The organism is Crocinitomicaceae bacterium (assembly GCA_016708105.1).
Lineage (GTDB): Bacteria > Bacteroidota > Bacteroidia > Flavobacteriales_D > Crocinitomicaceae > JADJGJ01.
Map to the genome: position 1 here is coordinate 854,684 of JADJGJ010000002.1, position 13,089 is coordinate 867,772.

11 protein-coding genes are annotated in these 13,089 nt (G+C 38.4%); 6 read left to right on the plus strand and 5 right to left on the minus strand.

Going from position 1 to position 13,089, the window contains the following annotated elements:
* The first annotated feature begins 9 nt into the window (after window positions 1–9).
* Genes IPH66_14900 through IPH66_14910 form a run of 3 tightly spaced genes read left to right on the plus strand, consistent with a single transcriptional unit; the run spans window position 10 to window position 2,868 of the window.
* Window positions 10–294 (plus strand): hypothetical protein, encoded by a 285-nt coding sequence (locus tag IPH66_14900; GenBank protein ID MBK7130632.1) that lies wholly within the window; start codon window positions 10–12, stop codon window positions 292–294.
* A gap of 20 nt (window positions 295–314) precedes the next feature.
* Window positions 315–1,691 (plus strand): hypothetical protein, encoded by a 1,377-nt coding sequence (locus tag IPH66_14905; protein MBK7130633.1) that lies wholly within the window; start codon window positions 315–317, stop codon window positions 1,689–1,691.
* A 40-nt stretch (window positions 1,692–1,731) separates the two neighbouring features.
* The gene (locus IPH66_14910; protein MBK7130634.1) at window positions 1,732–2,868 is read left to right on the plus strand and encodes a glycosyltransferase family 4 protein; all 1,137 of its coding nucleotides are present in this window, start codon (window positions 1,732–1,734) and stop codon (window positions 2,866–2,868) included.
* Here the strand turns inward: IPH66_14910 and IPH66_14915 are convergent, their stop codons facing one another.
* From IPH66_14915 to IPH66_14930, 4 genes are all read right to left on the minus strand, one after another.
* Window positions 2,869–5,298, minus strand: a complete 2,430-nt coding sequence (locus IPH66_14915; GenBank protein ID MBK7130635.1) for a phenylalanine--tRNA ligase subunit beta — start codon at window positions 5,296–5,298, stop codon at window positions 2,869–2,871.
* Between the two features lie 137 nt (window positions 5,299–5,435).
* A complete protein-coding gene (locus IPH66_14920; GenBank protein ID MBK7130636.1) occupies window positions 5,436–8,552 on the minus strand; it encodes a T9SS type A sorting domain-containing protein in 3,117 nt (1,038 codons plus the stop codon).
* A 103-nt stretch (window positions 8,553–8,655) separates the two neighbouring features.
* Complete coding sequence (lipA, locus tag IPH66_14925) at window positions 8,656–9,522, minus strand: lipoyl synthase (protein MBK7130637.1); 867 nt, start codon at window positions 9,520–9,522, stop codon at window positions 8,656–8,658.
* 6 nt (window positions 9,523–9,528) lie between these two features.
* A complete protein-coding gene (locus tag IPH66_14930; protein MBK7130638.1) occupies window positions 9,529–10,323 on the minus strand; it encodes a hypothetical protein in 795 nt (264 codons plus the stop codon).
* Between IPH66_14930 and IPH66_14935 the strand changes: the two genes are divergently transcribed.
* Complete coding sequence (locus tag IPH66_14935; GenBank protein ID MBK7130639.1) at window positions 10,311–10,718, plus strand: OsmC family protein; 408 nt, start codon at window positions 10,311–10,313, stop codon at window positions 10,716–10,718. The genes IPH66_14930 and IPH66_14935 overlap by 13 nt on opposite strands.
* Here IPH66_14935 and IPH66_14940 read toward each other — a convergent pair.
* Window positions 10,707–11,225, minus strand: coding sequence for a CvpA family protein (locus IPH66_14940; protein ID MBK7130640.1), 519 nt, complete (start codon window positions 11,223–11,225; stop codon window positions 10,707–10,709). The genes IPH66_14935 and IPH66_14940 overlap by 12 nt on opposite strands.
* Window positions 11,226–11,301: 76 nt before the next feature.
* Here IPH66_14940 and IPH66_14945 point away from each other — a divergent pair, with 76 nt between their 5' ends.
* Window positions 11,302–11,655 (plus strand): hypothetical protein, encoded by a 354-nt coding sequence (locus IPH66_14945; protein MBK7130641.1) that lies wholly within the window; start codon window positions 11,302–11,304, stop codon window positions 11,653–11,655.
* 105 nt (window positions 11,656–11,760) lie between these two features.
* Window positions 11,761–13,083: an RIP metalloprotease RseP gene (gene rseP / locus IPH66_14950; GenBank protein MBK7130642.1), complete on the plus strand. Its 1,323-nt coding sequence runs from the start codon at window positions 11,761–11,763 to the stop codon at window positions 13,081–13,083.
* Window positions 13,084–13,089: the final 6 nt, after the last annotated feature.

Sequence of the window (13,089 nt, forward strand, 5' to 3'; positions counted from 1 at the left end):
AATCAAGTTATGGGAAAGTTGTTAGTAAGCATCATTTTTGTACTCTCAATGAGTAATTCTTTTGGTCAGGATTACAGCTACTCCTTTAAAATAGATGGAGTGGTCGATCTTGCTACTGCCAAGGAAATTACAGATCCACTCAGAGAGTTGTTTAAAACCTATCCAACTTTTATTGTAGATACACAAAAATTTGATTTTATCTCAGGATACGAATACACTGAGGAGGATTTGAGTTCCTACCTCATAGAATATGGATATTACCTTACTGAATTCTCTGTCCTTGTAATTGAATGACTAGTTGCAAAATTCCATACGTGATACGCCATTATCTTACTAAATTAATATTAGTGGGTGTGGTTATACTCGGTTATCATGACGGGTTTTCTCAAACCAATCCTTCTGATGGTTGTACAGGTATTCCGGTATTGACGGTGAATGCAAATTGTACACCAACAACTTACACCTTACCCGGAACTTATGCTAATGGTGGTTTAGTAAATGCTTCTTGTAACTTAGGAACTAATATGGATGACGGTTGGTATCAGTTCACAGCTACAAATACTACTACTGATATTGATTTAACCGGAAGTAGAACTCATACCCTTTCTGTTTGGAGTGCTTGCGGAGGTGGAACTGAACTTGCGTGTAGTCATGCAGCTGCAGGTACGGCAGCGTCTGTATCATTTGCTACGACTATAGGTACAGTTTACTATATTCAAGTTCACCGAAATCAATCAAATAATACATCAAGTATGAACGGGTCAATCTGCGTTCATGATCCGGTAGCTCCGGCTAATAATTGTGATATTGGCATTCAGGTTTGTGCAAGTACAGGATTTCCCGGAAATAGTGCAGGTTTTGGTACTCAGGAATTGGACGTAACTAATCGGGGATGTTTGAACAGTAATGAGCATCAATCATCCTGGTATTTGATCTCTATTGGTACGGCTGGAACTCTCCAGTTCACAATCTCCCCAAGTAATGGAACAGACGATTATGACTTTGCCTTGTGGGGGCCATCATCTGCGTGTCCTCCAACCGCTGCTCCGATCAGATGTTCTTATGCCGCTGGTGGTGGAAACACGGGTTTGAATACCGCACTAAATGGCGCTGAATCACCTTCTACAACTGAAGGTTCTGGAGGAAACCGATATGTTGATGATCTAACGGTTGCTGCCGGGGATGTTTACTTGCTTGTAATTGATAATTTTACTTCTTCGTTATCGTCATTTAACTTTATCTTCGGTGGCTCTGCCGGTATCTCCTGCGTGCCGCTGCCCGTTGTATTGGTTTCGCTTGAAGCGCAAAATGAGGGTCAGGTAAATGTGATTAAGTGGCAGACAAAATCTGAATCAAATAATGATTTTTATACTCTTGAAAGAAGTACCGATGGCGAAACGTGGTATGCGGTAGGCAACATTGATGGTGCCGGTAATTCTTCTGAAACTATTGACTATCAATTCAGAGATTTTTTTGTGTCTGATCAAGTAGTTTATTATCAACTTTGGCAAACTGATCATGACGGGGTGACAACAAATCTTGGTATTGTTGCAGTAGAGTCTGATTCAAATGCGCCTGAATTGGTTAAAATTATTAATCTCTTAGGTGAAGAGGTTGATGAAAATTATGATGGAATTCAGGTCTATGTTTATAGTGACGGTTCTACCATCAAAAGGTTCAGACAAAAATAAATCAAACTCTCCTCAATTTTATTTTTGATAAATTCGTGAGGTGAAAGTACTTTTTCTTACGGATGGAATATTTCCCTTTGTGCTCGGCGGAATGCAAAAGCATAGCGCCATTCTTATTAAGTTATTAGCTGAGCGAGGATGTGAGTTGACTGTAGTTCACACCGGCGGAAAAGATTATTCTGAATCTAAATTGCAAGAAATATTTGTTGGTACTCAAATCAAGTTCGTACAGGTTGAGTTTCCTGTTTTGAATAAGTTTCCCGGTCACTATGTCAGAGAAAACAAATTGTATTCTCAACAATGTTTTAAAAAATTGGCACATGTTGTGAATGATTTTGATCTCGTTTATGCGCAGGGTTTTACAGGATATCATTTTGTCAAGCAGCGAAAAGAAAATAAATTGCGTGTTCCGGTACTAGTTAATTTGCATGGCTTTGAAATGTTCCAGCGTCCACCGGATTTCAAAGCCAGATTGGGAAATATTTTTCTCAAACAAATTGCAAACTATTTATTGAATCATGCAGATTATATTTATTCTTTTGGTGCAAGATTAAATGAAGTTCTTGATAGAGAAAATATAGACAAAGCAAAAATTCTAATTCAATCAAATGCTGTTGAAGAAAATTGGATACATCAAACAAATCAATTGGCTCAAGTACGATCATTTGTTTTCATCGGTCGCAATGAACGACGTAAGGGCTTAGCAGAACTTTTGGCTGCAATTGAAATTCTGAAATCAAAGAATATGGTTTTCCAATTTCATTTTATTGGTCCTGCAGAAGTTGAGATGGATCACTCAAAAATTAAGATGTTTTTTCATGGTGAAATCAGAGATGTGACTAGAATTCAGGAGATACTTGATATGTGTGATTGTATTGTGGTACCAAGCCATTCTGAGGGTATGCCAACGGTAATACTTGAAGCCATGGCTCGTTCATTAGTTGTCATTGCAACGGATGTTGGTGCGGTGAGTAGAATGGTTAAAGAGAACGGAATACTGCTGAATCAACCGCAACCGGAATTGATAGCCGATGCAATTCAAAAAATTATTCAAATGCCCGATGAAGATTTGAAAAAGATGAAAATAAAATCCGCAGAAATTGTGCCACAACAATTTATCTGGCCGGTTGTTGCTGATGATATTGTTGAGCAATTTAAAAAGATACGTTCCGTCTGATTATCTCAGCTCAGCTTTCAATTCGATTTCAAGTTTGGTGCGAATATTCTGCATCATCAAATCCACCTGAGCATCCTGAAGTGTTTTCTCGTTGTCTTGGAATATGAAACTCACTGCGTAAGATTTTTTGCCGTCAGGTAAATTTTTTCCTTCGTATACATCAAACAAATTCACTTCTTTCAATAATTTTTTTTCTGATCCTATGGCAAGATTTCTGATGTCTTCGTAACGTACCACTTTATCTAATAAAAGAGAAAAGTCTCGGCGCACAAATTGAGTTTTTGGCAAAGATTTAAATTCAATTTTTGTTTTGGAGATTAATTTTAATACTTCATCCCAGGCAAACTCAACATAGAAAACGTCATTTCTTATGCCGTACAAATTTTTGACTGAAGTCTTAATCCATCCAATCTGACAGAGGTTTTTATCACCAGAAGCAAGTAATAAACCGTCTTGTAATAAGTTGTTTTCCACAGCATGCGTTTGAATAGTTGAAATGCCTAATCGCATAATAATTTTTTCTGCAATTGACTTGGCTGAATAGAAACTGCAAGCGGTTGAAACACTATCAGTATGAAGCCAATTTTCTTCTCGTCGGCGGCCTGATAGATAAATTGACAATGTCTGTTTTTCTACGTAATTGTTCTGATTTTTTGCGTATGTTTTTCCAAATTCATAAAAACGTAAATCGGCGTGTTGTCTGTTTTGATTGTACTCAATATTTCTTAATCCACCCGGAATCATGGAATAACGCATCACATCAAGTTCATTACTCAATGGGTTTTGAATTCTGACCAAATAATCATTCACCTCTTTTATTGTCTGATTATAGAATGATGATGATTCAAGTGAATTATTCATGATTTCAAAATATCCTGAGTCACTTAATAGATCAGCAATCATATTCACTAATTTATCATGATCAGGCTTATTAGATAGTGTGATTGACGTGTTGAGTTTTTCAGGTAATGGAACATTATTGAATCCATGAATTCTCAAAATTTCTTCACATAAATCTGCTGGTCTTGTCACATCAAAACGATAGGCAGGAATTTGCACCAGCGCTGAATTATCTTTTTTCTCTAGTATGATATATTCAAGTTCGGTAAGAATAGTAATGATATTTTCAGATGAATAGTTCACGCCGCAAATTTTTCGGCAGTAATCGAAATCAAGCAAGATAGATTTGCGTTCATGAGGATTTGAAATGACTTCATGAACTTCTTTCAACTCTCCTCCTGCAATTTCAAGAATGAGACCTATTGCGCGATTGCGTGCATAAATAACTTGCTCCTGATCAACGCCTCTTTCAAAACGGAATGAAGAGTCAGAATTTAAAATATGTCTCCTTGCAGATTTTCTTACAGAGGATGGATTAAAGAAAGCGGCTTCTAAAAAAATATCTTTGGTGTTTTGTGTAATGCCTGAATGTAAACCACCCATTACACCTGCAATACACAATGGTTCACTTGCATTGCAGATCATTAGATTTTCTTCAAGATTGTTGCGCTCAATACCATCAAGAGTGTATATTTTTTCAGCAGGTTTTCCATCTCTTACACAGATATGACCACCGGTTTTTGAAAGGTCAAATGCATGAAGTGGATTCCCGGTTTCGTGCAAAACAAAGTTGGTGATGTCCACCACATTATTTATTGGTTTAAGTCCAATTGATCTAAGTTTTGTTTTTAGCCAGTCCGGTGATTCTGAAACTGAAATTCCTTTGATAACTGCTCCGCAATATTGTGGACACGCAACGGTGTTTTGAACTTCAATGCATAACTCCTTTGGTGAAATGACTGAAAATTGTTTTACAGCCGGATATTTAATTTTTATTTTATTGTTTTGATGAACATTTAACCATGCTTTGATGTCTCTAGCAACTCCAATATGTGACATGGCATCAGAGCGGTTGGGGGTTAAGCCTATTTCAAGCAAATAATCTTCTGTGATATGAAAATATTCAGCAGCAGTGAGTCCAATTTTTGTATCAGTCGGTAAAATTAAAATTCCATCATGTGATTCACCTAAGCCCAATTCATCTTCTGCGCATATCATGCCTTCAGATTCTTCACCTCTTATTTTTGATTTTTTTATTTTCAGCGGTTCACCTTCAGTGGGGTAGAGTGTGCATCCAACTGTGGCAACTAAAACTTTTTGTCCGGCGTCAACATTTGGTGCGCCACAAACAATATGTAAAGGGCTGCCGGTTCCAATATCAACCGTAGTAAGGCTCAACCTATCAGCAGCCGGATGTTTTTCTTTGGTTAAAACATGACCAACCACAACACCGGCAAGCCCACCGCGATAAGTTTCTGTTTTTTCTACTGATTCTACCTCAAGTCCGGTAGAAGTTAAAATTTCCGCAATCTCATTGGGTGTCTGAGTAAAGTCAAGATAATCTTTAAGCCAGTTATAAGAAATTTTCATAGGTGTTTTTCTGATTCTATCGTCGTTGCTTTTGTAAACTAGATGGAGAATTTCACCAAAATTAATCAATAGGAATCAATCAGGTGAAAATAAAAAAGACCGCTTGCGGCGGCCTTTCTTTTTTCCGTCGTTTAAAATTAATGTTTGATAAATTTAGTGGTTTCAACCAAGCTGCCTGCTGTCAAACGTACAACATAAGTACCGCGTGGTAATTCACTAGCATCAAATGTGATAATATTAGAACCTTTGTTCATGTTTTGTTGAGATACTTCCTGAACTAATTGTCCATTTAAGTTGAAAATCTGAACATATACATCCTCATTAGTTTCAAGGTTAAATTGAATATTTCCAGAATCATTTACCGGGTTAGGGTATAAGTTGATATTTGGCGTGTATTTAGCCGGGTCAAGATTATCTTGCTCACCCGGTAAGGTCAAATATGCATCTGTACTCCAGATACCGCGTCCATGAGTTCCAATGAAAATACGACCAGGTTTAATAGAACCTTCGTCATAAGTTCTCCAGTTTTGTCCCATATCAAATACAGGCACTTTACCAAATTTGCCCGGAGCATTTACCCAAGTTGTGCCTCCATTCTCAGTGTAATAAACTCCAAACTCACCACCAACTACAATTGTGTTTGGATCGTCACGGTCAATCACTGAGCTATAGTATGGCATTGAAGGTAAATCACCCATAATACTTGTCCAAGTTGGTGAGCCTCCTGTAGCGTTAGTTGTTTCACGAACTTTACCTGAGCCAGAAAAATTACCCAAAGTGACTACCACGTGATCTACATCCCCTTCAACCGCTATGCTGGTGATAGGAGCGCCCAAAGCACCAATGTTAGTCAATGTGGTTGCATAATGTCCTTCATCCCAATCAATCAACGTGTCTAATGTGGTTGGTGAGTATACATCTCCAAAGCCAGATAGTCTATAAATCTGACCTGTCCATGTTCCAATAAACAAGTGATTTCCATCACGAGAGAATTCCATAGAGGAAACTTCACCAATGCCATCTGCCACTAAAAACCATTCCGCTGAATTAGAAGCAAGACGCAATGAATTACGGGTCATCCAAACACCACTTTCTTCACCTGAACCACCCAATCCGATTGCAAACCATGATTGGTAGTGATCTTGAACTTTTAACGTATCCCAAGCAACATTATAAACCTGTACGTCATTTTCCATGTCATAGACTTTTCCAGGGCGTAACGGGTTTGTGCCGAAGTAGTGATTGATTGTCACCCATGAATCTACTTCAACGGTAGTATCCAGATCAACAATATAGAGTGAGTCCCCGTCATTAATTGGTGGTGCACCTGCTGCTGCATCATATACCAAAACATAGTCAACAATAGCCAAGTTGTATTCAGTTGCCCCCGGCGTTGTAATAATAGTGTCAAACGTGGTAAGCGATGAGTTAAAGTCAAGCGTATCATCAAAAACAATATCACTTGGAGTCACATAGTTAATGAATTTTTGAGATGTTTTTGATGGCACTAGTACCGTTTCTCCGGCTAAATAAGCTTCTTGTGGAATGTATGTAATTGAGTCCGTTGAGTTCAAATCCATAGGGTTTTCCCATAATCTAAAATTGGTGAAGAATTGACCGCATCCAGATTCTAATCCACCCGGATCACATGACCACTGCGGAGGGGTAAAATCATTGGAGTTCGCACCACGATCTGAAGAACGACTCACAGAACCGTGGTAGACTGATGTGAATAAGATATTTCTGTTAATGAATGAAATTGCTGCTGAGAAACCATCACCACCACCTACTTCATCATGTGATTTGTATGTTGCATTATCATGATAATTTGCCTGCGTTCCGTTGTCTTGAGCACCGCCAATTACATCACTGTGAGCTGAGAAGCCAATGGCATAAAATTGAGTTACATTATATCCACGGTTACAAGGTACAAAGGTGTTACCACCATCATCCGAGTATCCTAAACCACCATCATTTCCAATGTATAAACGACCTTGGTTATCCCAAACCATTTCATGTTGGTCAGCATGCGCATACTGAGAACTCTGAGGTGGGTAGAACCACTGGGTCATTTGTGTCCAGTTTCCGCCAAGTTTCCATGAATAAATATCAATTCCACCAACAAAAATTTTATCAGGGTCACCTTTTTTTACTGAGATGATATTGTCATAAGTACCTTGCCCAGAAGTTTCACTATGAGAGAATGGGGCAAAATTTCCAGGTGCGCCATTTGCTGCAGGTGCTATTTCTGTCCAATCAAGGCCATTGTTTTCTGAACGCCAAATACCAACAAGGTGTGTATTGGCGCAAGAAGCATATACATAGTAGTTGCCGTTTGATGCTTTTTCATGTGAGATCGCATACTCCACTCGACTAGCTCCGGCTTCAATTTCACCGGCGCCATTTCCTGAGCGATCACTGAAGCTTGTGCCTCCATCTATTGAAACATTTGTTTTACCTCCGGCCATGTTGGCTACAATGACCATTCCGTCTTTAGAAATTGACAAGGCAGCGCAAGATCCAGAACTGATCCCTCCACTTACGTCAGTAATTCCTGAACTTGGGTCGTATTTTTTTAATCCGCCTGAACAAGCAATCCAAACAATATTATGAACTGTGTCACATACAACTTCATTGATCCAATCAAATTCACCGGAAGTGGTAGTACCGGATACTAAATTGATTGTACCGTCAGTACCTTTTACGTAGATTCCATATCCATTGTGACCAGTGTCATAGGCGTTTTGAGAACCACCGGTTTGTTCTTGCTGATGCCCTGTAGCAATATATATATTTCCATCCGGAGTTTGACACATAGATGATACCCCAAGGTTTTCATTAAAGCCTTCAATTATTTGCCATTCATTGGCGCGGTTGAAAGACTCAAATAAACCGCCGGAAACTGATCCGGCATAGATATGATTGATATCGTTTTTATCAACCAGAATTGCTCTTGTACGACCACCAACGTTGTCCGGACCATGGTCAGTCCATGTAAAATCTGTGCGATCAACCGGCATCATTTCCGCTTCGTTGCGGGCTCTTAACCAATCTTCACGTGAATAGTCTCCACGTAATTTATGATACAAGTCAAATGCACCATCTATTCCCGGTGTACTTTCAGAGTGGTTTTGCGTACGAGGAGTATAGGCTGAATCTGGAGTTGAGTAGTTGGAAATTACTGTTGCAACTATTGCTGTTACAGCCAGAGAACCCACGAGTACTAATTTTTTATTCATAACATTTGTTTTCATGAAGCGCTTTTTCAAGCGACTAATATAGTACAAAGTTACGACGACAGCCCCCCCTTTGTCAAATTTTCGTAAACATCAAATGTGAATTTTATACACATCAGAATTAAAAGATGTGTCTTTCAGCATGATAAGAAGATCTGACCAATGGTCCACTTTCTACATACCGAAAGCCTTTTGTGAGTGCGTAAGCTTTATACTCGTCAAATTTTTCAGGAGTGACAAATTGTGCAACGGGCAAATGTGAGGGTGTAGGCTGGAGATATTGACCCATGGTTAAAATATCTGTCTTTACACCTGACAGGTCGTCAATGGTTTCAAAAATTTCTTCTTCAGTTTCACCAATACCAAGCATGATGCCTGATTTTGTTTTCATTCCGCCTTTTTTCAGTCTGAATAATACTTCTAGCGAACGGTCATATTTTGCTTGAATGCGCACCTGTTTTGTTAAACGACGAACAGTTTCAAGATTATGTGAAACAATTTCAGGCGCTGCGTCAATGATGCGTTGAAGGTTTTCCCATTTGCCGGCAAAATCAGGAATAAGCGTTTCCATGGTAGTGCCCGGAGATTTTTTGCGGACAGCGCGAACTGTAGAAGCCCATATTTCAGAACCTCCATCGGGTAAATCATCACGGTCAACTGAAGTAATGACTGCATGTTTCACTTGCATCAATTTTATTGACTGAGCCACACGAGCCGGTTCAAAAGGATCTGCCGCAAGAGGTTTGCCTGTTGCAACCGCACAAAAACCACATGATCGGGTACAGATGTTGCCAAGAATCATAAATGTTGCGGTTCCATCTCCCCAGCATTCACCCATATTAGGGCAATTGCCACTTTGACAAATGGTGTGAAGCTTATGCTCATCAACCAAGGCACGCACTTTTTTATATTTTTCACCTACCGGCAATTTTACACGAAGCCATTTTGGTTTTTGTATTGATATGGTATGTTGTTCTTTTGATTCCATGTTAAATCAGTATAGTCGTCTTCCAAAATTAAACTGAAGATACAGTGCGGTAAAATAATTCTGTTCAGGATTATTGTATAGTATTTTCAGATGATTGCTCAGGTAATAATCAATGGCAATACCGAATTCTCCTCCGCTGATTACTTCTCGGATAGGTGAAAAATTAAAATCAAAACCAATGCGTGAATATATACCGGGAATTAATTTTGCTTCTGAAATTCCAAGGAACCAGGATGATCTGGAACTAATATTACTGCTGTTATGAATGGTGGGATCATAGCGTTCATCTATAATCATGGATGTTTTATCAATTTTTAAATACACCGGTTTTAGTAGTCCAAGCGAAAGTCCTGCTGCCCATTTCAGTGAAATTTCAATACCGGCCTCACGTTTGGAGCGGAATAAAATTAATTTGCCACCAAACGTTGGTCTGAAACTAACCAGAGAATTCAGTTTTCCATAATAATAACCCTTGGTGCTGGTAATAGCATCAGGGTATATTTTCTGTTCTTTTTCATGTCGGATATTGGTGAAGGTAAAACCAATACAATGCTTGTATTTATAGTTTTTCTGAAAGCCGTAATCAGCACTGATTCCCCATCCACGTGTATTGAAATTTACACCTGCAATTATTTCTGCGCGCATGAGGGTTTGCGTATCATCAGGCGCATGTTCTTGACTATAGCAAGAAATGCCTAAGCTTATAAAAAGAAAATATAGTGCACTTTTGTACATCATTACAAAATTACTCAAAAGCAAAACACGAATCAATTTAAATTGTTCAATATATGGAAAATCCAAATTTTACAGTTGACTATACAGGAGAATTGATGACCCGAGCAGTTCATCTTTATTCAGGCACTGAGATAAAAACAGACGCTCCGCTTGACAACAATGGCAAAGCTTCAGCGTTTTCTCCAACTGACCTAGTTGCTGCCGCCTTGTCTGCATGTATGTTGTCAATTATTGCCATTCATTTTGATAAACAGGGAAAAAGTCTGAAACCCGTTAAATCAAGGGTTAAAAAAGTAATGGCTTCAAATCCACGCAGAATTGGAGAAGTACATATTGAGTTTGATTTTGGAGATAATGGATTTTCACCCGTTGAACTAGAGCAACTTGAACGGTTGGCGCATGCGTGTCCGGTTGCAAAAAGTTTGGGAGCTGAAGTGATTATTAAAACCTCATTCATTTAGTTGCTGAGCTGTTTTGATGAAGAGCTCACTGTGTTTTAGCGCAGGAATTGTAGTAAGAGAAACACTTTTTACCGGATGATAGAGTAGTGAATCATCTTTCAAATTTTCAGGAACCATTTCATTTCGTTGATCATAGGATTCAATTATCACAAGTAAGGTACTGGTGAGGTACAACATCTTTACCAAACCAAAAAACAAACCGGCTAATTTGTTCATAGGAGTCAGGGCTACAGCATTCACTGCTTTTTCTATTAGCTTACCTGCAAAATAGACTATAGCACCAACACCTAAAAAAATAAGTGAGAAGGAAATAACCGGCAGATATTCTGATTGAATACCTGCGTGTTCTCTCAATATACTGCTCATGAAATCAGAGAAGTGAATGCCGGCATATATACCAACAACCAATGCAAGCAAGGTAAATAGTTCTATAATCAAGCCTTTTTTGAAACCTCGCCAAGCTCCAAAGATGAGTGGAAGAACTAAAACAATGTCTAAATAATTCATTCTTTCAAATTTAATTCTCTATTGTCTGTTATCAGAAGTATCAACTTTCAAAGTATCAACATAACTTTGTGCAGGAATGGATCATCAGACAGAATTAGAATTAATATTAATTCAAAAGAAATTGAGAGAACAGTTTCCGGGTGACGGTAATATGGATATCAATGCTATACTCATGATTATTGGTGTTCAGGAATCAGGTAGAGGCAATAGAGGATATACGAAGGATGATAAAATGAACTTGCTGCATGTTGCTATTTGTACTCTGCTTAGTCAGTACGGATATTATGAATACTCGCATGATGATGATGAGGGCTGGCCTCATTTTAAACTCATAAGTCCATTACCCCATATCACGGTGAAAGAGCAAGAGGAGTTGATTAAAACAGCCATTGTAAACTATTTTAAAGAGAACGGATTCATAGCCGTATAAAATCTCAAGGCTGAAATTAAATGTCTGTTGCTTTTTGAGAAGATAAATGAATGATCACGCAATCTGAATACTAAACAGTATCTTTGAACATTAAAATTTTACCGGATGGAAATTCTGATTAAAGGCGGACAATTAATTCTTAGTTTATCATTGCTAATTGTGCTCCATGAACTTGGACATTATTTACCAGCACGTTGGTTTAAAACACGCGTTGAAAAATTTTACCTCTTCTTTGATTATAAATTCTCTTTATTTAAAAAGAAGATTAAAGATACTGAATGGGGAATAGGTTGGATACCTCTGGGTGGATATGTGAAAATTGCAGGCATGATTGATGAATCCATGGACAAGGAACAAATGAAAAAAGATCCGCAGCCGGATGAATTCAGATCAAAAAAATCATGGCAACGCCTTATCATTATGATTGGTGGTATAGTGGTAAATTTCATTGTAGGTATCCTTATTTACTGCATGGTTTTTTTTGTGTGGGGTGAAGATTATTATACGATGAACGATTTCAAAAATGGTTTTGCAGTTCATGAAACCATGGAGAAATATGGATTCAGAGATGGTGACCGAGTGTTAGATGTTGATGGTGAAACCCCTCGAGATATTTTAGATGTCAATGTGATGATTATGCTGCGCGGTGCACATAATATTCACGTTATGCACGCAGATGGAACAGATGAAACCATAGCACTGCATGAAGACATTGAATGGGAATTGTTCAAATCAGATGGTATGTCACCTTTTACACCGCGCGTGTATACCGTGATAGGATATGTTGATTCAACCATGAATGCAAAAAAAGCCGGCATACTTGAAGGTGATAGCGTGGTTTCAGTCAATGGTGCCTCAACACTTTTTTATGATCAGTTTGTTACTGAAGTACAAAAAAATAAAGGACAAAAGGTGAGCGTATTTTTGTTCAGAAATCAAAATCCTATGACGGTTGATGTGTTGGTAGATTCAACCGGACGCGTTGGTGTTGCTATGAAAAAAATTACAGATGTTTTCCCTCCGCAACACAATGATTACTCTTTTGGTGAAAGTATTTCTGAAGGTTTTGGTATGGCATATAATACTTTGCATGATTACGCCGTGCAAATGAAATTTGTATTTACTTCTAAAGGTGCATCAAGCATTGGTGGGTTTGCTTCATTTGGTGCTATGTTTGCTCCGGTTTGGGATTGGCACTCATTCTGGATGCTCACTGCATTTATTTCTATCATTCTCGCCTTTATGAATTTTCTCCCAATTCCTGCGCTTGACGGTGGTCACATCATGTTTTTATTGTACGAAATGATCACCGGCAGAAAACCGGGCGATAAATTCATGGAATACGCGCAAATGGTTGGTATCATTCTATTGCTTGGCTTGCTGTTGTTTGCCAATGCTAATGATATTTACAAACTTTTTGTGAAGTAAAATATC